Here is a 20,784-nt window from a genome sequence, read left to right on the forward strand (position 1 = left end):
ACTATCCTCCTACTGTTACCTGAAATCCGGCGCATTCTGCCATCTTATGTATAATATCCACCTCTTGCGCCGTCGGTACGGGCACTTCTTTCATCAACCAGGGCAAACCGAGCAGGCTGTATTTGGGCTCGCCATATTGATGAAACGGTAGCAGGTGTACCTGTTTTATGCCTAGTGATGACAACATCGTCAACACATGACGCGTGTTATCTGAATTCATCGTAAAGCCCGGAATCAGCGGCAGGCGAGGTATGACATTAACCCCTTCCTCCACCAATAGCCGTAAATTCGCCAGTACACGCGGTAGGTTCATGTTGATGACCTCACGAGCCAGATCTCCATCCATTATTTTGAGGTCGAACAACACCTCATCACACTCTTTTGCCAGCGATAACAAGCGACCGGCCGGCGCATCGCCAGCCGTTTCAATTGCACAGCGCACATCCCAGCGCCGCAGACGTTGCAGGAACCGTGTGGCAAAGGGCGCTTGCATCAGCACTTCACCGCCGGAAAGCGTTACCCCCCCACCAGAAGAGCGAAAGAAAATATCATCTTTCATCACTTCACGTTCCAGATCGTCCAACGTGATATCACGACCAATACGTTCAAATGCCCCAGAGGGACACTCGTCGGCATCACGCAGACAGGGTGTACAGTGCAGACATTTACTCTCCCGCCGTACCGTTTCAATACGTGGCGAGAGTGATTCCGGGTTAGCACACCAAGGGCAGGTATGCGGACAGCCTTTAAAAAAGACGACCGTACGAATACCCTGCCCATCATTCAGTGAGTAACGCTGAATGTTGAATATACGCGCGACTTCCTCGCCTCGTGGGTCAATTACCTCACAGTTGATGCGCGGTGCGGCGAATAATGTCATCCTGGATCTCCTTCGACAACTCGACAAAGAAGGCGCTGTAACCCGCCACGCGCACCACCAGCCCGGTGAAATCCTGCGGGCGCTGCTGCGCTTCGCGCAATGTGTCGGCATTCACCACGTTAAACTGGATATGCTGGAGTTTGAGCTGGGTAAATGCCCGCAGAAAATCCGCCAGCTTGCGTAAACCGGCCTCACCTTCCAGTGTGGCTGGCGTAAACTTCACGTTCAGCAACGTCCCATTGGAAAGCAGTGTGTTATCCAGCTTGCTGACCGACTTCAATACCGCCGTCGGTCCTTGCATATCCTGTCCCAGCATCGGCGACAGCCCCCCATCTGCCAGTTGCTCCCCGGCGAAGCGGCCATCCGGTGTTGCCCCAACGACCGAACCCAGCGGCACGTGCGCAGAGACGGTATACGAACCCGGCGTAAATTGCCCGCCGCGCGGATTCTGGTATTTCTCTACCTCTTTGCAGTAATGACGTAGCAGTTCGGCGCTGATGTTATCTACATCATCGATATCGTTGCCGTATTTTTCGAAGCGATTGATCAGCCTGGCGCGAACTTTCTCGCCTTCCGGGGTAGCAAAGTTATCTTTTAGCACCGACAAAAGTTCATCAAAAGATAAGCGCTGTTGTTCGAATACCAGCCCATTGAGCGCATGCAGCGAATCGCTCAGGTTTGCAATACCGATCCCCTGTACGCCGGAGAAGTTATAACGCGCACCGCCGTCGGTAATATCGCACCCTTTATCCAGACAGTCGCTAATAAACGAGGAGAGCAGCGGCACCGGCGCCCAGTCGCGGTGACCGATATCGCAGATATTACTGCCCTCCACCATCAACGTGATGTAGTGGCTGATTTTGGCACGAATATGCGCCAGGAGATCGTCGTACGTCAGAGTGCGGTTGCCTTCGTTCTCATGCAGACAAATTTCCATCACTTTCAGCAGATTAAACATAGCGATATCGTGCAAACCGTATGTTCTGCCTGGAATAGACAGCTCGACACAGCCTACTACCGCGTAATCCCGCGCATCTTCCAGCGAAACACCGCGATTAAGAAACGCGGGCACCACCACTTCATCGTTAAAGATTTGCGGGATGCCGGTACCAAGACGGATAGTCTGTGCTGTTTTCATCAGGAACGGTGTATCGATCAACGCATTCGTGCGCACACCGAGGTTTGGTTGTGGTAGCTGTACGTTCTGATACGCATCAAGACAGAGGAAAGACAATACATTTACCGCACTACGACCATTCTCCGTCAATCCCCCCAGTAGCGCGGTGTAGCCTGTTGGGAAGCCAGCGAAATAGCGCGCGCTGCTGGTGGATCGCAGCAGTACGATGTCATTACATTTCACCCACAGGGATTCGAGGATCTCTTGTAAGAATGCCGGGTCTTCCCCCTGCGTCAGCGAAGCCTGATAAAACGGCAGCATATACTGGTCGAAGCGTCCGAGTGAAAGAGAACTGGCGTTGGATTCATATTGCAAAATAATGTTCATGTACCAGAACAGCTGACATGCCTGCCAGAAGGTTTGCGGCTTGCTTTGGGCGTTATGCCGAGAGTTTTCAGCAATCGTCAGTAATTCCTGGCGTCGCTGCGCATCCGGGCAGCTTTCCGCCATCTTCTCTGCCAGCATAGCGTAACGCAGAATATGGTTTTGCGAAGCCTCAAGCAGCAGCAGCGCAGCCTGATAAAAGTGATTCTCCGGCTGCTGCAGACAATGCGCTCGCATCTGCGCTACCAGTTCGCCAAGCCCATGATTCAACAGGCGTGGATAATCAATAATGATATGTCCCTGACCTTTGTCAGTCTGGTTAATGCTAAAAATCTGGGTACTGACGGCAGCTTTAACCTCATCGGTCATCTGACCGTTGATGAAATCTTTCATCGACCGCTTTTCCCAGTACGGATACAGCACATCGCGATAGAGATGTTTATCCTCTTCGCTGATGTCAAAACGGTCCTGCGGACGGGTTGGAAACTGCTCCAGCTCTTTAAGCAGCCAGTAAGGATCCATTTCCGGTGACATAATGCCCGCACGCGGTTTAACAGTACGGTTTCCGGCAATCAGTTCCTCATCACGAATCGAAATCTCAACGTGCTCAAGAATATATGCGGTGGCTTTCGCCCGACGCAGAATAACCGGCTCTCCCTCCGTCTGCTGGTGGCTGGCGGTATATAACAGCGCACGTTCAAGCGAAATTTCACGGTTGTTCTGAAACAGAGCGGTTTTTAAACGTTGGATACGGTTCGTCATGAGGAACTCCTGCGGGAATAGTTGCCTGATGGCGCTACGCTTATCAGGCCTACGCATCTGTAGGCCGGATAAGGCGAAGCCGCCATCCGGCAAACAAACGGTTAAGCGGTTTGCGCCAGATGCGCGCCAATCTTGTTCATGATGGCGTCGGCACGTTTCACTGCATCGCTGATGTTGACGCGAACGATAGTTTTGCCCGCAAAGCGCTCTTCAAACTTGATACCAATATCCTTGGTCAGAATGACCATGTCGGCTTCCGCCACATCCGCCGCGGTCAGTTCGTTTTCCAGACCGATCGAACCCTGAGTCTCAACCTTTACTTGCCAACCTTTAGCTTTAGCGGCGCTTTCCAGCGCTTCGGCTGCCATATAGGTGTGGGCAACGCCAGAAGGACATGCGGTTACTGCGATAATCTTGGTCATGACTCATTCCTCACTTAATTCATTTCAAAATCTAAATCCAGGTCATCTTCTTTCTGATCGACCTGAGACACTTTTTTCCGCGCCAGACTTTTCAGTACGTTAACGCACACGGCGGTCACTACAGCACCAACGGCAACCGCCGCGATATAACCCAGTTTTCCTTCCACTACAGGCAGAACAATCAGCCCGCCCCAGCCGGCATAACACTGCGCACCAAACAGGGCGGCGGTTACCGTGCCACAGGCGGAACCCACCATAATCGATGGAATGACACGCAGCGGATCGGCTGCAGCAAACGGAATCGCGCCTTCCGTTACGCCAACGCAGCCCATTACCAGCGCAGCTTTACCGGCTTCGCGTTCTTCAGAAGAGAAATTCTTACGACCAATCAGCGTCGCTAAACCTAAACCCAGCGGCGGTACGCAGATCCCTACTGCGGCGATTGCCACGACGGTATAAACCCCCTGCGCCACGCAAATCAGCATGAAGGCGTAGGCAACTTTGTTAATTGGCCCTCCCATATCGAAGGCCAACATCAGTCCCATAATTACCGCCAGCAGCACAATGCTGCCCTGCTGCATACCCTGCAGCCACTCGGTCAGGCTAGTAGTTAACGCGCCAACAGGCTCCCCCAGCCCCCACATCATGATACCTGCGGTGATAAAAGTGCCGACGATGGGAATAACGAAGATAGGCATTACCGAACGCAACACCTTATGTACGGGGATCTTCTTCAGATAATGGACAACGATACCGCCAATAATCCCAGCAATTAATGCGCCAAAGAAACCTGCACCGAAGCTGTTTCCCACCCATGCGCCAATCGCACAAGGGGCCAGAGCAGAACGTTCAGCGATGGAATAGCCGATATAAGCAGCAAGAAATGGCACCATCAAAGTCAACCCGGCGACGCCAATATCAAACAGCTTTTTAAGATTAGGATCGGTCGCAGCATCCGGTACCGCGCCTTTGCCATACAGCATGACGGAGACAGCCAGCAAAATACCACCCGCTACGACGAAGGGGATCATATGCGAAACACCGGTCATCAGGTGCTGACGAGTATTTTTCAGGATTTGTACCAACTCTTTCATAAGTCGCTCCCGGGCTGCCTAAAGCCCATATCCATAAACTTGTTGCGGAAAACAATAGGCAATCTGACGCGACGCAAACAGTGGATAAAAAGGCCATTTGCTGGACTTTTGTAATATCAGTACAAAAATGCGATCCGCCTCATAACTTGCAGTTTCTCGGAATTTATAGTGGATACGCTGACTTGTGAGGGATGTCTCACTTTGATAGTTACATTACATTTATCCAGTTTTTGGCAGATTTGTCACATGGCAGGCTCAGGCGTTGCCCTTTTATCCTGTAGCGAGAAATCGTTATGGGAGATGAGGCTATGGCCCTGATTGTGGAATTTACCTGTGAGCTACCCAATGGCGTACATGCACGCCCGGCAAGCCACATAGAAACGCAGTGCAACACCTTTACCTCACACATTGAGTGGCACAACCTGCGTACCGAACGTAAGGGCAACGCTAAGAGCGCACTATCGCTGATTGGCACCGATACTCTGGCGGGTGATAGCTGCCAGTTGCTGATTTCCGGTACAGATGAACAGGCAGCCCACCAGCATCTGAGCCAATGGTTACGAAATGAATTTCCGCACTGCGATGCACCGCTAGCGGAAGCCAAAAACAACGAGCTGGAGCCACTTCCGGCATCGCTCACCCATTTAAATCCACAGCTTTTCCGCGCTCGCACCGTCTGCAGCGGCAGCGCAGGAGGCGTTCTGAGTCTGCTTTCTTCGCTGGATCTTAACGCGCTCAGTAACCTTCCATCCGCTCAAGATATTGAAACCGAGCAAGCGGCACTGGATAACGGTTTAACGCTGTTGATGAAAAATATTGAGTTTCGATTACTCGACAGCGACGGCGCTACCAGTGCGATTCTGGAAGCACACCGCTCGCTGGCAAGCGACCTCTCACTGCGCCAGCACCTGCTCGCTGGCGTATCACGCGGGTTAAGCTGCGCCCAGGCGGTTGTCGAAAGTGCCGGACATTTTTGTGATGAATTCGCCCGTTCAAGTAGCAGTTATTTACAGGAGCGTGCACTGGATGTACGCGATGTTTGCTTCCAGCTTCTGCAGCAAATTTATGGGGAACAGCGCTTCCCTGCACCGGGAAAACTGACCCAGCCTACGGTTTGCATGGCGGATGAGCTAACACCGAGCCAGTTCCTCGAACTGGACAAAACATTGCTGAAAGGCTTGCTGTTAAAAAGCGGTGGTACTACGTCACACACGGTGATTCTCGCCCGGTCATTCAACATCCCTACGCTGGTTGGCGTAGATATTGAATCTTTGATGCCATGGCTACAGCAAACGGTTTATATCGATGGTAACGCAGGAGCAGTCGTCGTTGCCCCTGATGAATCCATCGTACGTTATTATCAGCAAGAAGCCCGTATCCAGGATGCCATTCGGGAACAGCAACGTATCTGGCTGACCCAGGAGGCACGCACGGCTGATGGCATCCGTATGGAAGTCGCCGCCAACATCGCCCACTCCGTGGAAGCACAAGCAGCTTTTAGTAACGGTGCGGAAGCGGTTGGCCTGTTCCGTACGGAAATGCTGTATATGGATCGTACCTGCGCCCCGGATGAGAACGAGCTATACAACATTTTCTGCCAGGCGCTGGAACCCGCAAAGGGACGCAGCATTATTGTACGCACCATGGATATCGGCGGTGATAAACCCGTTGATTATCTGAATATTCCTGCTGAGACCAACCCATTTCTCGGTTATCGCGCGGTGCGTATTTATGAAGAATATGCCACGTTGTTTACTACGCAACTGCGATCGATCCTGCGCGCCTCAGCGCACGGTAGCCTGAAAATCATGATCCCAATGATCTCCTCAATGGAAGAGATCCTGTGGGTCAAAGAGAAACTGGCAGAAGCCAAGCAGCAACTGCGAAGTGAACACATTCCGTTTGATGAGAAGATCCAGCTCGGTATTATGCTGGAGGTTCCGTCTGTGATGTTCATCATTGACCAATGCTGTGAAGAGATTGATTTCTTTAGTATTGGTAGCAATGACCTGACGCAATACCTGCTGGCGGTCGACCGCGACAACGCCAAAGTTACCCGCCACTACAACAGCCTGAATCCGGCTTTCCTGCGCGCGCTGGATTACGCCGTGCAGGCAGTACATCGGCAGGGGAAATGGATTGGCCTGTGCGGCGAACTGGGTGCCAAAGGTTCGGTGCTGCCATTGCTGGTGGGACTGGGTCTGGACGAGATCAGTATGAGCGCTCCCTCCATTCCCGCCGCCAAAGCGCGGATGGCGCAACTCGACAGCCGTGCCTGCCGTCAGTTGCTGAATCAAGCGATGGCTTGTCGAACTTCGCTGGAGGTCGAACATCTGCTGGCCCAGTTCCGCATGACCCAACAGGATACTCCGCTGGTTACCGCCGAGTGCATCACGCTGGATAGCGACTGGCGCAGTAAAGAAGAGGTCATCAAAGGGATGACCGACAACCTCCTGCTGGCAGGCCGTTGCCGCTATCCACGTAAACTGGAAGCAGACCTGTGGGCACGCGAAGCCGTCTTCTCTACCGGATTAGGTTTTAGCTTCGCCATTCCACACAGCAAATCCGAACATATTGAGCAGTCCACCATCAGCGTAGCGCGCCTGCAAGCGCCGGTACGTTGGGGTGATGATGATGCACAGTTCATTATTATGCTGACGCTCAACAAACATGCCGCAGGCGATCAGCATATGCGTATTTTCTCGCGTCTGGCGCGCCGCATTATGCATGAAGAATTCCGTAACGCGCTGGTTAGTGCCGCCTCAGCCGATGCTATCGCCAGCCTGTTGCAACATGAACTTGAACTTTAAAGAGGATGTTTTTGTATGGAACTTTACCTTGATACCGCCAACGTCGCGGAAGTTGAACGTCTGGCACGCATCTTCCCTATCGCGGGTGTTACCACCAACCCAAGCATTGTGGCGGCAAGCAAAGAATCCATCTGGGATGTACTGCCACGCCTGCAAAACGCCATCGGCGAAGAGGGGATTTTGTTTGCCCAAACCATGAGCCGAGACGCACAGGGCATGGTGGAAGAAGCCAAACGCCTGAGCAACGCGGTGCCTGGTCTGGTAGTGAAAATCCCGGTGACATCCGAAGGTCTGGCCGCGATTAAGATGCTGAAAAAAGAGGGTATCACCACGCTGGGAACCGCCGTTTACAGTGCTTCTCAGGGGCTACTGGCTGCGCTGGCAGGAGCTAAATATATCGCGCCTTACGTTAACCGTATCGACGCACAGGGCGGCGACGGGATTCGCACAGTACAGGAACTGCAAACGTTACTGGAGCTGCATGCGCCAAACAGCATGGTACTGGCAGCCAGCTTTAAAACCCCGCGTCAGGCGCTGGATTGCTTACTGGCAGGATGTGAAGCTATCACCCTGCCATTAGACGTAGCGCAACAAATGCTCAATACCCCTGCGGTAGAGTCAGCAATAGAGAAGTTTGAGCAGGACTGGAACAACGCATTTGGTCACATCAACCTGTGAGGGAAATAAAGTATGGATCGCATTATTCAATCACCTGGTAAGTACATCCAGGGTGCCGATGTTATTACCCGTCTTGGCAGCTACCTCAAACCACTGGCAGAACGCTGGCTGGTCGTTGGGGACAAGTTTGTCTTAGGCTTTGCTCAGAGCGCACTGGAAAAAAGCTTTCAGGATGCCGGACTGGCGCTGGAAATTGCACCGTTTGGCGGCGAATGTTCACAAAACGAAATCGACCGTCTGCGCGGCGTAGCGGAAAAAGCGCAGTGTGGCGCAGTACTTGGTATTGGCGGCGGTAAAACGCTGGATACCGCCAAAGCGCTGGCGCACTTTATGGGCGTGCCTGTCGCCATTGCCCCAACCATCGCCTCTACCGATGCGCCGTGCAGCGCGCTGTCCGTCATTTACACCGATGCCGGTGAATTCGATCGCTATCTGCTGCTGCCCAACAATCCGGACAGGGTCATTGTGGATACCAAAATTGTCGCGGGCGCACCGGCGCGTCTGTTAGCTGCGGGTATTGGCGATGCGCTGGCAACCTGGTTCGAAGCACGTGCTTGTTCACGCAGCGGCGCAACCACCATGGCGGGCGGTCAGTGTACTCAGGCGGCGCTGGCGCTGGCAGAGCTGTGCTTTAATACGCTAATCGAAGAAGGTGAAAAAGCGATGCTGGCAGCCGAGCAGCACGTGGTTACACCAGCACTGGAGCGCGTTATTGAAGCCAACACCTATCTGAGCGGTGTCGGTTTTGAAAGCGGTGGTCTGGCAGCTGCTCACGCCATTCATAACGGTCTGACCGCAATCCCGGATGCGCATCACTACTACCACGGCGAGAAAGTGGCTTTCGGTACGCTGACGCAGTTGGTGCTGGAAAACGCGCCAGTTGATGAAATTGAAACCGTTGCCGCGCTGTGTCATTCCGTTGGCCTGCCGATTACCCTGGCGCAACTGGACATCAAACAGGATATCCCGGCGAAAATGCGCATTGTGGCTGAGGCAGCCTGTGCAGAAGGCGAAACCATCCACAACATGCCTGGCGGCGCAACTCCGGACCAGGTGTATGCCGCCCTGCTGGTGGCTGACCAGTACGGTCAACGTTACCTGCAAGAGTGGGAATAACCTGCCAATAGAAAATCCCCGCAATCGCGGGGATTTTTTTATTCATACTATGCCGGATACGCACAAGCGACATCCGGCATTATCTGTTACAGCAGATCGAAACGATCCAGGTTCATCACTTTCACCCATGCGGCAACGAAATCTCTCACGAACTTCTCGTGAGCATCGCTGCAGGCATAAACTTCAGCCACTGCGCGCAGTACGGAGTTAGAACCGAACACCAGATCGGCGCGGGTTGCCGTGTATTTTACTTCACCGCTCAGACGGTCACGACCTTCGAACAGCTCTTTTGACTCATCAACCGCCTTCCACTCATGGCGCATATCCAGCAGATTGACGAAGAAGTCAGTGCTGAGCACGCCAGGACGATCGGTAAAGACGCCATGCTGGCTGCCGTCGAAGTTGGTGCCCAGTACGCGCATACCGCCCACCAGCACGGTCATTTCCGGTGCGGTCAGCGTCAGCTGCTGCGCTTTATCAATCAGCAACGACTCGGTGGTCGATACGTCAGGACGGGAGCGGTAGTTACGGAAGCCATCGGCGATCGGCTCAAGCAGTTCAAACATCTCAATATCCGTTTGGTCCTGACGCGCATCCACGCGGCCCGGCGCAAAAGGTACTTTAATGCTGACACCCGCAGCGCTAGCCGCCTGCTCTATACCAACAACACCGGCCAGCACGATAATATCGGCTAACGAAGCGGTATGGGCTGACTTATAAATGCCTTCCAGCACAGGCAGTACGCGTGCCGCGGTAGCATTCACATCCCAGCCACGCTGTGGGTCCAGCGCCAGACGCGCACCGTTAGCGCCGCCACGTTTATCCCCACCGCGGAACGTTGATGCAGAAGCCCACGCCACTGACACCAGCTCGCCCACGGACAACCCGGAAGCAGCAATGGTCGCCTTCAGTTTCAGGATATCTTCTTCGCTTGGGTTAAAGAACGCATGCGGCAGCGGGTCTTGCCAAATCAGATCTTCTTTTGGCACTTCCGGTCCGATGTAACGCGCTTTTGGCCCCATATCACGGTGCGTCAGCTTAAACCATGCGCGGGCAAACGCTTCGTTGAAGGCCTGCGGATCGTTCAGGAAACGGCGGGAGATCTTCTCGAATTCAGGATCGAAACGCAGCGTCAGGTCGGTAACCAACATTGTTGGCTTACGTTTTTTCGACGGATCGAACGGATCGGGGATAATTTCTGGCGCATCAACCGCTTCAAATTGAATCGCACCTGCCGGACTGCGGGTTTGTACCCATTCATATTTGAACAGGTTCTCGAAGAAATAGTTGCTCCATTGGGTCGGCGTCTGCGTCCAGACCACTTCCAGACCGGAAGTAATTGCGTCTGCACCCGCGCCGCTGCCGTAGCTGCTGGCCCAGCCCAGGCCCTGCGCTTCAATTGGTGCGGATTCTGGATCGGCGCCTACATGCGAAGCCGGTGCTGCACCATGGGTTTTACCCAACGTATGACCGCCGCCAATCAGCGCTACGGTTTCTTCGTCGTTCATACCCATGTTACCGAAGGTAGCGCGAATAGCCGCGGCCGCAGAGAGCGGTTCGCCGCTATGGTCCGGCCCTTCCGGGTTCACATAGATAAGGCCCATTTCGGTTGCGCCCAGCGGCGCTTTTGCCAGTTCTTCCGGATGACGGTGGGTCAGCCAGGCTTTTTCATCACCCCAGTTTACGTCGAGATCCGGTTCCCAGACGTCTTCACGACCGGCACCAAAGCCGAAGGTACGGAAGCCTGAGTTTTCCAGCGCCACGTTACCCGCAAGGATAAACAGGTCGGCCCAGGAAATTTTCTGGCCATATTTCTGCTTGATTGGCCACAGCAGACGACGCGCTTTATCCAGGCTGACGTTGTCCGGCCAGGAGTTCAGTGGTGCAAAACGCTGCTGTCCGCGACCCGCGCCACCGCGTCCATCGATGGAGCGATAGGTCCCTGCACCGTGCCATGCCATGCGGATAAATAATCCGGCATAGGTTCCCCAGTCAGCGGGCCACCACGGTTGAGATTCGGACAGAAGGGCTCTGAGATCCCCTTTCAGGGCAGAGTAGTCGAGTTTGCTAAATTCTTTGCGGTAGTCGAAGTCCTCACCCAGCGGGTTAGAACGGTTGGAATGTTGGTTTAAAAGATCTACACGGAGTTGATTGGGCCACCAGTCGCGGTTGTTCGTTCCTGCTCCCGCGCTGTGATCCGGCCCGCCCTGATGAAAAGGACACTTACCGGCAGTTGATGCGTTCTGGCTATCGTCGGACATGCTCATCTATATGCTCCCTTTACAGTGTTCTGACTACGATATACACCACCAGAGATAAGATATAGTCGAAAAAACCCACAGATTCGATAGCTCATTCCTTTTATATTTAAAGTTACAGAGATGTAGATCAAAATGATCAATAAAAAACCCTCCGAAGAGGGCTGAGGCACTAATTATGCTGGTCTTACTCCCAGCGTGTGACAAATTGCGTAGCTCATCTCGGCACGGTTAAGGGTATAGAAGTGAAAATCTTTCACCCCTTCGCGACTGAGGATTTTCACCATGTCCATAGCGATGTTTGCACCTACCAGCTTGCGGGTTTCCGCATCATCATCCAGACCATCAAACATGGTCGACATCCAGGAAGGGATACGAACATTGGTCATATCGGCAAATTTTTTCGCCTGCTTAAAGTTAGAGACTGGCAGGATACCCGGAATAATTTCCACATCGATTCCCGCAGACACACAGCGATCGCGAAAGCGCAGATAGCTTTCTACATCGAAGAAGAACTGAGTAATGGCGCGGTTTGCTCCGGCATCAACCTTACGCTTCAGGTTCAGCAAATCGGCCTGAGCGCTCTTCGCTTCTGGGTGTACTTCCGGGTAAGCCGCAACGGAGATATCAAAGTCCGCAACGTCTTTCAGCAGAGTCACCAGGTCAGAGGCATACATATCCGGTTTACCGCTTCCCGGCGGCAAGTCACCGCGCAGAGCAACAATATGACGAATACCGTTATTCCAGTAGTCCTGAGCAATGGTGCGCAGCTCATCGCGGGTTGCATCAATACAGGTCAGGTGCGGAGCTGCTTCAAGACCAGTGCGATCCTTAATGCCTTTAATAATGCTGTGCGTACGGTCGCGCTCACCAGAGTTTGCACCGTAGGTGACTGAAACAAACTTCGGCTTCAGGCTGCTCAGGCGATCGATAGAGTTCCACAGGGTTTGCTCCATTTCACTGGTGCGCGGCGGGAAAAATTCGAAAGAAACGTTAATCTGCCCCTGTACTTCGGCCAGACTCTGATTCAGCGCTTCCCGCTGGTTGGCGTGAAAAAAGCTCATACCTTACCTCATCAATCTTTTGTCGTTATATGTTGTGTTGTGAACTGCTATACGTTTAGACGTCTAGATGTAAAAATGACGGAAAAGCATGCTGGCGTCAACACAAAAATCATCGTTAAAGGTGAGGAATACTCAGCCAACGTGAAAAAAATTCACATCAGCCTGAAATGATGAGGGATTGCGTCACGACCGTCTGCAGCCATGCTAATTTTGTTACGTTCTCAGGCAGCATCAGCAACCCCATGCTAATACGCAATTCGGTATCGGTAAGAGGAAGGAATATCACGCCCTGACGTTGGATCGCGGAAAAGGAGGCCGGAATCAGGCTCAGGCCGTCACCCTGCGCGATCCGCGCCAGCAGCACGTCATGTTCCAGCGGCTCTTCAATACAGGCAGGCGAGTAACCCGCACGACGAAAAATGTGTCGAGTGTAATCAAAGAAGGCAGGGTTCCGTTCGCGTTTAAACCAGAACAGTGGCCGGTGGTTCAGCGTCGTTAATGAGAGTGACGGCAGGCTCGCCTCTGGCCAGATCGCGGGTAATGCGGCAATCATCGGCTCTTGCCAGCCAAGTTGCATAACAGTAAGCCCAGGAGTCTCAAGCGGTAACGCCACCAGCGCTGCATCCAGTTTTCCCCGACGAACCTGCCGCACCAGCTCAGGCGAACCATGACGAACAATATGTAGCTTCTGTACGCGCATATTAAGCCGGGACTCAAGCGCCGTAAAGACACCCTGCTCAAACGCCGTACTTAGCCCTAAGCGCAGAGATTGCTCCCCCGTTTTCGCTAACTGACCCAGCGCCGCCCAGGTTTTATCCTGTAGCGCCAATAGCGGACGCACTATTTCCAGTACGCGCAGACCATCCTCCGTCAGCGTAAGCCCACGGGTATGACGGACAAAAAGCGTCACTCCCAGGCGTTCTTCAAGCTGGCGAATGTGGCGACTCAGCGGCGGCTGCGACATAAACAAGCGCTGCGCCGCCCGGCTCATATTGTTCTCTTCCGCTACTACGGAAAAGTAACGCAGCAGGCGAATGTCCAGAGAGTGCAAAGACGATGTTGTCATACCGAAAAGGTATCACGGAAACGGTATTATCCCAATCATTCCGCACGCCCTATCCTCACACTACAAACCACACGAAAGAGGAAGGAATGATGCCTTCAGAACGCTTTATTACCGGTCAGGAGATGTTGCAAAAAGTGGATGGTAAAGGGGGCGATGCGGTCGTCGAAAGTCTGCAGGATATTGCGCCAGACTTCGCCCAATACCTGATTGAATTTCCTTTTGGCGACATCTATTCAAGGCCGGGGCTGGATTTACGCAGTAGAGAAATCGCTACCGTCGCGGCATTAACTGCGCTGGGTAACGCCGCACCGCAGTTGAAAGTGCATATTGGCGCGGCATTACACGTGGGTTTAACGCAGGATGAGATCATTGAAGTGATTATGCAGATGGCCGTATATGCTGGCTTCCCCGCGGCACTCAACGGCTTGTTCGCCGCAAAAGAGGTGTTTGCCTCCCACAAAGGCTAAAACAACAGGCCAGCGGAATATCTGCTGGCCTGACCTCACTACGGTTTCACATCTTCCACACGCATGCCTTTGAGTTGCTCATCCGTCAGCGTATTTCCCGCTTTGAAATAATCAACGACAGCATTAGAGACATAGTAACCACCGGATGTGTTACGCGCTTTACCTTCGGTGAATGCCGTAAAACCATCACCGCCGTCTGCCAGGAAGCTATTGGTGGCAATGTGATAAACCACAGCGTCCTCAATTGGCTTACCGTTAAGCGTCAATACGGTGACCCGCTGGCCAACCGGTTTGCTGCTGTCATACTTCATCTCCAGTCCTTTGGACACCTGCAATACGCCGTTGCTTAAACCCGCGCCGTGCTCCATCAGGCTACGTAACTGCTTCCCGGTGAGATCCATGGTTGCCAGCTCGTTCGGGAACGGGAAGGTGCTAATGACGGCACCCATCGTGATAGCACCTGCCGGGATTTCATTCCGGATGCCGCCCGAGTTAGTGAGTGCTAACTGGGTATCTTTACCCGCCGCAGCCAGCAATGCATCTGCCGCCAGATTTCCCAGGGAAGAAGATTCACCGTAAGCACGCGTCAGCTCAACCGGAGAGTTGGCTACCGTTTGTTGTACCACTTTATCGAGCTTTTTATTCCAGCCATCAATGACCTGTTTCGTTTGCGGGTCTGGCTGCCACTCATCAGCAAAAATGGTCTTCAGTTCGAAGTTCTTAACGGTAAATTGATGCGGTTTTTGCTGGTAATCCAGCACCAGTTTACCCACATCAATACCGCCGCTGTCGGTAGACAGAATCAGGGTATTACCGACTTTAATCGGCTCTGGCGTGCCCACATGCGCATGGCCGGTGATCAGGATATCCAGGCCATGCACCTGACCTGCAGTCTGGATATCTTTATCCAGCGCACGACGCACATCTGTACTTCCCTGGCTGGACTGACGCGCCGGCGTACCTTCGTGGATTAAAGCCACCGTCAGATCGACCTTACCTTTTAATTCATCGATATAACGTTGCAGCCACTTCACCTCATCCCGCGCCTCAATGCCAATGCGCGTCGCAGCGGAAACCGTATCATCAAAAGCAAACACACCGTGCAGACCAATCACGCCAATCTTCACACCGTCTTTTTCAATAATGGTGTAAGGCTTATCCCAGAACATTTTGCTGCTGTTCTGATAAAAGATGTTGCCCTGCACAATGGGGAAATTCGCCTGGCTTAACTGGAGCAGCGTGTTATCCCAGCCGTGGTCGAACTCATGATTACCCATGGTGACAGCATCAAAATTCATGGTGTTCATGATATCGATAATCGCCTTACCCTTGGTCAGGCTGCTGATATACGGCCCGGTAAAATAATCACCGGCATCAAAAAACCAGGTGGCGCTATTTTTCGCTTTCTCCTGCTTCACCATCGTCGTGATATTAGCCCAACCGCCAATGTCACGTGAGCCATTAGCAATCCATGGGACTTTATAAGGTTCGACATGGGCATGGAGATCGTTGGTATAGATAATCGTAACGTCTTTGGCACTCGCCCAGAGCGGCAAAGATACCAGAACACCGACAGCAAGCATTTTTAACTTCATAATCAATCCCTTTCAGTTATATAAGGAATCGCTACGTTACGTTCTGAAAGGTTTTTTTATGTGAGAAGACTCACATCCATCGGTGATAGTTGCGGGCCAAAATCAACGACTATTAAAAATCGTTGGTAATACGATGACCTCACTGTTCACCATCAATTGCTGCAAGTCCTATGGCTGCCAAAATCTGGGGCTGGCGAGCTCAGCAGATTACAGCTGGCCAGAATATCGGCTGGGTTATGCCGCACTGCATTGTCGGGCATGCGGCAGCTATCCCCCGCTGTTTAATGAGGAACAGTTCCGTAGCTGGTTGTCGGCATATTTAACGGATTTTGCAGCCCAAAGCGGTCATTTTTGCCCACGTTGTTATCAGCAGGAAACCATCCGCTATGGACATAATCCCCAGGGCAGCCAACGCGTTCAGTGCCGGAGCTGCAAAAAGGTCTGGACACCAAAGCACCCGCAGCCCACTTCCCCCCTTCCGCCAGAACAAATAGCGACAGTCCCCCTGACCGTCCCTTTTCAGGGCGTGAGTGCAGGCCAGCAACTCTATGTATTACTCTCTTTTGACGCTATTCGCGGCAATGTCCTGCATATTTCCAGCAACTACACGCCGCACACTGCCGGCGCATCATTGCTTTACCGCTGGCGCAGCAGCGCTGAGCCAACAGTCATTCATGACGATATCGTTGAGCGAGTCAGCCAGCGGGAAACACAGTTTTTACGCCGCAGCCAGTTTGACGAAATTCAGTACGGCAGCGCCATACTCAAACGGAACGCCAGCGGCGCGATTTTACGCCCGGTCATTACTGCCCATGGGCATTTCCGCCTGCTGAGCCATCTGTGGCCAGAGGTAAAAAACCATATTATTGCCCACGAATGCTTCCTGCGCGGCGCAGCGATTACCGCATGGTCGAAACAGTTTCGCCATCATCGCGCCTCGCTGTGGTTTATTGATGAAGAAATGAATAACGATAAGCGCACGCTGCCCTGGCAATTGCTGGGTAAAACCTATCAGGGATGGTGGCAAAATGAGTGGCAAATCTGGCAACGAGGCGATACGCGTAAAATGGTGTGTTTGTTAACGCAGGGGCGTGTTGAAGAAGGCGCGTCAAAAACTCTGGCGGCAAGCCATCATTTTCTCGCCTGGTTGCGGCAACAGACGGAATTTCAGCAAAGCCCCCGCTACTCCGCCCATTCGGTATTTCAGACGATAAGGACGCTGGTAGATCAATACAACGCCCTGATCACCCAGCACGATTTGCCCGGTGGCGCTGCCGCTTACCGGGCCTACGATTCATGAAATATGTAGGCCGGATAAGCGTAAGCGTCATCAGGCAACGCAAACTACAGCAGCTGCGCCAAACGGTTGATGTCTGACTGAATAGCGCCGGCGGTAACGTCACGACCTGCGCCCGGTCCACGGATCACCAGCGGGTTATCGCGATACCAGCGGCTTTCAATGGCGAATACGTTATCACACGGCAGCAGCGCCGCCAGCGGGTGTTCAGGACGAACCGCTTCAACACCAACGCGCGCTTTACCGTTAGCATCAAAACGCGCCACATAGCGTAGCACCAGCCCCATTTCACGCGCCGCTTCCAGACGCTGCACCATCTGCTCGTTAAGCTCATCACCATTCTCAAAGAAATGGTCAATAGAGCCTTCTTCACAGTGCGCAGGCACCAGCGATTCCACGCGAACCTGGTCCGGTTCGATGTCGTAACCTGCTTCACGCGCCAGAATCACCAGCTTACGCATCACATCTTTGCCGGAAAGATCTACGCGCGGATCGGGTTCAGTCAGCCCCTGTTGCCACGCCTGATCCACCAGATCGGTGAATGGGACCGTGCCATCAAATTGCAGGAACAACCACGACAACGTACCGGAGAAGATCCCGCTGATCGACAGAATGGTATCTCCGCTATCAATCAGATCGCGCACGGTATGATTGATCGGCAAACCTGCTCCCACGGTGGCGTTATACAGCCAGTGGCGGCCGGTTTTTTCAAAAGCGTCATGAATTTGGCGATAATTATGACTGCTGCTCGCCCCCGCCAGTTTGTTGGCGCTGATAACGTGGAAACCATGGCTGGCAAAATCCAGATACTGATCCGCAAGTTGCTCGCTGGCAGTAACGTCCAGCACCACTAAATCATCATACGGGTGAGCACGCATCCACAGGAATAGAGACTCTTCATCCTGCTCTACCGCCTCGTCATCAAAGAAAGCTAACGCGCGGCTGGCATCCAGCCCTTCGTAATTCAGCAGGCTACGACGGCTATCAACCACACCCGCCAGCACAAACTCTAATCCGGTGCGCGCCGAGAGCGTGCTCTGCTCGCGAGCGAACAGCTCCAGCCAGCGTGAGCCGATGTTGCCTTTGCCGAAAAGCACCAGACCAATGCGTTTTTCCGCGCGGAAAATAGACTGATGCAGACCCTGAATCAGGCTCTCTGTTGGCCCAGTACGCAGTACCGCGACCAGGCTGATACCCTCTTCCGATTGCCAGGTGAATTCAACCGGCTGACCTTTCAACTGTTGCCAAAAACGGTGGCAATGCAGCGGATTACGGGTGACGCCCGCCCCGACCATCGCCACCAGCGCCAGCCCCTGGCGCAGACGCAGCTCGCCTGGCAGACCAGCTTCATCAAGAATTTTCAGTGCGCCGTCAGCAACTTCGGAGGTATAGCAAAATTGCAGCAGTTGGCGGTCAGGATGCACACCCACTGCCAGCGGACGCACCTGGGTACGTTTTAAAACCTGATCAATCTCTTTATAAGCCAGCTTAAAGTCCTGACCAGTCGGAACCAAAAACTCAATCAGGCAGACGTCATCATGACTGGTCACAATACGCGCCCCGGTACCGGAGGCCAGTACGCGTTCAATGCGCGTTGAACCCTGCTCCGGCGTATAGCTACAACGCAGTTGGAGATCGATATCGCTACCGGAAACCGGCTGTAAGGTACGGGCATGGAGAACCGGTGCCGCCAGACGCGCCAGCTCGCTGGCTTCATCCAGACGCAGCAGCGGCAGCAAACAGGCGTCTTTTACTTTACGCGGGTCCGCGCTGTAAACCCCGGCGACATCGCTCCAGATAGTTACGCGGGAAACGCCCGCCAGCGCGCCAACCTGCGTCGCCGAGTAGTCGGAGCCGTTACGCCCCAGCAGGACCGTTTCACCGGCATTGCTGCGGCTAATAAAGCCGGTAACCACCAGCCGTTTACCCGGATGCTGCGCCAGCAGTTGCTGTAGCAACGGGTAAGAAAGACCTTCATCTACCTGCGGCTGGGCACCGCGTTCAGCACGTAAAAAATCGCGCGCATCCAGCCAGGCTGACTCCAGCCCCTGTTGGTTAAGGACCGCAGACATCAAACGCGCGGACCATACCTCACCATGCCCAACAACCTCAGCATAGACGGCATCGTTCACGCCACTGTCGAGTAATCCAGCCAGACGCTCCAGATCGTGAATAAACGCACCAATTAGTCCATCCGCTATATCAGGCGGTAACAAACCGCTGATAAGCTCGCTCTGATAGCGACGTAACGCCTGTTGAACCTGATGCGCAGAAAGGCGATCGGTCTGGCTTAATTTCAGCCAGCTAATCAACTGGTTAGTGGTACTGCCTGCGGCTGAAACAACCATCATGTCATCAGGCTGCGAGTACTCCGCCATAATGCCTGCGACACGCAGATAACATTTCACATCAGCCAGACTACTACCACCAAATTTGTGCAGTTGACGACCCTTCGCCCCTGCCTGCGCAATCACACTCATGTTTACCCCTTGTTTGCAGCCCGGAAGCCATTTTCCAGGTCGGCAATTAAATCTTCGCCATCTTCAATACCGGTGGAGATACGCAGCAGCGTTTCGGAAATTCCGGCAGCAGCACGCGCTTCTGGCGCCATGCCCGCGTGTGTCATGGTTGCGGCGTGGGAGATCAGACTTTCAACGCCCCCTAACGATTCCGCCAGCGTAAACAATGACAACCCTCCGAGGAAGCGGCGCAGCGTTTGCTCATCACCATCCAGTTCAAAACTTAACATCGCGCCAAAGCCTTTTTGCTGACGCGCGGCAATCTCATGGCCCTGATTATCCGGCAATGACGGGTGATACAATTTTTTCACAAGCGGCTGAGTTTGCAGATAATCGACTATCGCCTGAGCATTACGTTGCGCCACCTCCATTCGAGGAGACAGAGTACGCAGGCCGCGCAAAAGCAGATAACTATCAAACGCGCCGCCGGTCACACCAATATTATTCGCCCACCATGCCAGTTCAGTGACCGTTTCCGGATCTTTCGCTATCACAACACCAGCCACCACGTCTGAGTGACCGTTTAAATATTTCGTGCATGAATGCAACACCAGATCGGCGCCCAATGCCAGTGGATTTTGCAGTGCCGGGCTTAAAAAAGTGTTGTCGACCACGCTGACCGCGCCAGCTTCACGCGCCAGCTGGCAGATTTTCGCAATATCCACCACGCGCAGCAGCGGGTTGCTTGGGCTTTCTACCAGCACCAGCTTCGGTTTTTCCGCCAATGCGGCCTGTAATGCCTGCTCATCTCCTTGATCGACAAACAGGACCCGGTAACAGCCACGCTTTGCCAGACTGTCAAACAGTCGGTAGCTCCCGCCGTAGCAGTCATGCGGTGCGACCAGCAGATCGCCTGGCTTGAGGAAGACCGTGGTCACCAAATGAATCGCCGACATGCCAGTATTGGTCAGCACAGCACCTGCACCGCCTTCCAGTTCCGCCAGCGCACGCTGAACAACATCGCGCGTTGGGTTGCCGCGACGCGAATAGTCATGGGCGCGAGGTTCATTAAATCCGGTAAAGTTATAGGTGCTGGAGAGGTGAATCGGCGGGACAACGCAACCGTACTGTTCGTCGTCATTTAACCCGCTACGCACTGCGATGGTGGCCTGTTTACGCGTCATATTGAGGAGATCCTGGCTGAGTCGGTGAAAAGTCAGACACCAGAGTAATCATAGTTACGATAGCCGTCAATACATCTGGACATCTAAACTTCTTTGCGTATAGATTGAGCAAACTGGAAATAGCCGTTAAA

15 protein-coding genes are annotated in these 20,784 nt (G+C 53.4%); 5 read left to right on the forward strand and 10 right to left on the reverse strand.

Annotation, left to right across the window (positions count from 1 at the left end):
* Position 1: 1 nt before the first annotated feature.
* From LY264_RS23430 to LY264_RS23445, 4 genes are all read right to left on the reverse strand, one after another.
* On the reverse strand, positions 2-880 hold the full coding sequence (locus LY264_RS23430; RefSeq protein ID WP_048227744.1) for a [formate-C-acetyltransferase]-activating enzyme: 879 nt from the start codon (positions 878-880) through the stop codon (positions 2-4).
* Positions 846-3,143 carry a formate C-acetyltransferase gene (locus tag LY264_RS23435; protein ID WP_008787050.1) on the reverse strand — a complete coding sequence of 766 codons (2,298 nt, stop codon included), beginning with the start codon at positions 3,141-3,143 and terminating at the stop codon, positions 846-848. The genes LY264_RS23430 and LY264_RS23435 overlap by 35 nt, the downstream gene beginning before the upstream one ends.
* A gap of 101 nt (positions 3,144-3,244) precedes the next feature.
* Complete coding sequence (locus tag LY264_RS23440; RefSeq protein WP_003825151.1) at positions 3,245-3,565, reverse strand: PTS fructose-like transporter subunit IIB; 321 nt, start codon at positions 3,563-3,565, stop codon at positions 3,245-3,247.
* A gap of 14 nt (positions 3,566-3,579) precedes the next feature.
* Complete coding sequence (locus tag LY264_RS23445; RefSeq protein WP_003825153.1) at positions 3,580-4,659, reverse strand: PTS fructose transporter subunit EIIC; 1,080 nt, start codon at positions 4,657-4,659, stop codon at positions 3,580-3,582.
* Positions 4,660-4,967: 308 nt separating this feature from the next.
* On the opposite strand from LY264_RS23445, the gene ptsP reads away from it, so the two are divergent.
* Genes ptsP through gldA form a run of 3 tightly spaced genes read left to right on the forward strand, consistent with a single transcriptional unit; the run spans position 4,968 to position 9,263 of the window.
* Positions 4,968-7,469: a phosphoenolpyruvate--protein phosphotransferase gene (gene ptsP / locus LY264_RS23450; RefSeq protein WP_048227754.1), complete on the forward strand. Its 2,502-nt coding sequence runs from the start codon at positions 4,968-4,970 to the stop codon at positions 7,467-7,469.
* 15 nt (positions 7,470-7,484) lie between these two features.
* Positions 7,485-8,147, forward strand: coding sequence for a fructose-6-phosphate aldolase (gene fsa, locus LY264_RS23455; RefSeq protein WP_003825157.1), 663 nt, complete (start codon positions 7,485-7,487; stop codon positions 8,145-8,147).
* Positions 8,148-8,159: 12 nt separating this feature from the next.
* Positions 8,160-9,263, forward strand: coding sequence for a bifunctional L-1,2-propanediol dehydrogenase/glycerol dehydrogenase (gene gldA / locus LY264_RS23460; protein WP_006686227.1), 1,104 nt, complete (start codon positions 8,160-8,162; stop codon positions 9,261-9,263).
* A gap of 86 nt (positions 9,264-9,349) precedes the next feature.
* On the opposite strand, the gene katG is transcribed toward gldA, so the two are convergent.
* The 3 genes from katG to LY264_RS23475 all read right to left on the reverse strand — a co-directional run bounded on the left by katG (position 9,350) and on the right by LY264_RS23475 (position 13,651).
* Positions 9,350-11,530 (reverse strand): catalase/peroxidase HPI, encoded by a 2,181-nt coding sequence (gene katG, locus LY264_RS23465; RefSeq protein ID WP_032945632.1) that lies wholly within the window; start codon positions 11,528-11,530, stop codon positions 9,350-9,352.
* A 167-nt stretch (positions 11,531-11,697) separates the two neighbouring features.
* Positions 11,698-12,585: a methylenetetrahydrofolate reductase gene (gene metF, locus LY264_RS23470; RefSeq protein ID WP_008787045.1), complete on the reverse strand. Its 888-nt coding sequence runs from the start codon at positions 12,583-12,585 to the stop codon at positions 11,698-11,700.
* Positions 12,586-12,742: 157 nt separating this feature from the next.
* The gene (locus LY264_RS23475; RefSeq protein ID WP_048227743.1) at positions 12,743-13,651 is read right to left on the reverse strand and encodes a LysR family transcriptional regulator; all 909 of its coding nucleotides are present in this window, start codon (positions 13,649-13,651) and stop codon (positions 12,743-12,745) included.
* An 89-nt stretch (positions 13,652-13,740) separates the two neighbouring features.
* Between LY264_RS23475 and LY264_RS23480 the strand changes: the two genes are divergently transcribed.
* Entirely contained in the window at positions 13,741-14,118 is a 378-nt protein-coding gene (locus LY264_RS23480) for a carboxymuconolactone decarboxylase family protein (protein ID WP_048227742.1), read from the forward strand.
* 38 nt (positions 14,119-14,156) lie between these two features.
* On the opposite strand, the gene LY264_RS23485 is transcribed toward LY264_RS23480, so the two are convergent.
* Positions 14,157-15,713, reverse strand: coding sequence for a bifunctional metallophosphatase/5'-nucleotidase (locus tag LY264_RS23485; protein ID WP_048227741.1), 1,557 nt, complete (start codon positions 15,711-15,713; stop codon positions 14,157-14,159).
* A gap of 133 nt (positions 15,714-15,846) precedes the next feature.
* On the opposite strand from LY264_RS23485, the gene LY264_RS23490 reads away from it, so the two are divergent.
* A complete protein-coding gene (locus tag LY264_RS23490; RefSeq protein ID WP_048227740.1) occupies positions 15,847-17,013 on the forward strand; it encodes a cytoplasmic protein in 1,167 nt (388 codons plus the stop codon).
* A gap of 44 nt (positions 17,014-17,057) precedes the next feature.
* On the opposite strand, the gene LY264_RS23495 is transcribed toward LY264_RS23490, so the two are convergent.
* On the reverse strand, positions 17,058-19,490 hold the full coding sequence (locus LY264_RS23495; protein ID WP_048215182.1) for a bifunctional aspartate kinase/homoserine dehydrogenase II: 2,433 nt from the start codon (positions 19,488-19,490) through the stop codon (positions 17,058-17,060).
* Positions 19,491-19,492: 2 nt separating this feature from the next.
* Entirely contained in the window at positions 19,493-20,653 is a 1,161-nt protein-coding gene (gene metB, locus LY264_RS23500; RefSeq protein WP_003028818.1) for a cystathionine gamma-synthase, read from the reverse strand.
* Positions 20,654-20,784: the final 131 nt, after the last annotated feature.

Source organism: Citrobacter portucalensis (assembly GCF_023374935.1).
GTDB lineage: Bacteria > Pseudomonadota > Gammaproteobacteria > Enterobacterales > Enterobacteriaceae > Citrobacter > Citrobacter portucalensis.

Coding starts and splice junctions, on each gene's coding strand:
- LY264_RS23430 (WP_048227744.1), bottom strand. CDS start 880: ATGACATTATTCGCCGCACCGCGCATCAACTGTGAGGTAATTGACCCA.
- LY264_RS23435 (WP_008787050.1), bottom strand. CDS start 3,143: ATGACGAACCGTATCCAACGTTTAAAAACCGCTCTGTTTCAGAACAAC.
- LY264_RS23440 (WP_003825151.1), bottom strand. CDS start 3,565: ATGACCAAGATTATCGCAGTAACCGCATGTCCTTCTGGCGTTGCCCAC.
- LY264_RS23445 (WP_003825153.1), bottom strand. CDS start 4,659: ATGAAAGAGTTGGTACAAATCCTGAAAAATACTCGTCAGCACCTGATG.
- ptsP (WP_048227754.1), top strand. CDS start 4,968: ATGGCCCTGATTGTGGAATTTACCTGTGAGCTACCCAATGGCGTACAT.
- fsa (WP_003825157.1), top strand. CDS start 7,485: ATGGAACTTTACCTTGATACCGCCAACGTCGCGGAAGTTGAACGTCTG.
- gldA (WP_006686227.1), top strand. CDS start 8,160: ATGGATCGCATTATTCAATCACCTGGTAAGTACATCCAGGGTGCCGAT.
- katG (WP_032945632.1), bottom strand. CDS start 11,530: ATGAGCATGTCCGACGATAGCCAGAACGCATCAACTGCCGGTAAGTGT.
- metF (WP_008787045.1), bottom strand. CDS start 12,585: ATGAGCTTTTTTCACGCCAACCAGCGGGAAGCGCTGAATCAGAGTCTG.
- LY264_RS23475 (WP_048227743.1), bottom strand. CDS start 13,651: ATGACAACATCGTCTTTGCACTCTCTGGACATTCGCCTGCTGCGTTAC.
- LY264_RS23480 (WP_048227742.1), top strand. CDS start 13,741: ATGCCTTCAGAACGCTTTATTACCGGTCAGGAGATGTTGCAAAAAGTG.
- LY264_RS23485 (WP_048227741.1), bottom strand. CDS start 15,713: ATGAAGTTAAAAATGCTTGCTGTCGGTGTTCTGGTATCTTTGCCGCTC.
- LY264_RS23490 (WP_048227740.1), top strand. CDS start 15,847: ATGACCTCACTGTTCACCATCAATTGCTGCAAGTCCTATGGCTGCCAA.
- LY264_RS23495 (WP_048215182.1), bottom strand. CDS start 19,490: ATGAGTGTGATTGCGCAGGCAGGGGCGAAGGGTCGTCAACTGCACAAA.
- metB (WP_003028818.1), bottom strand. CDS start 20,653: ATGACGCGTAAACAGGCCACCATCGCAGTGCGTAGCGGGTTAAATGAC.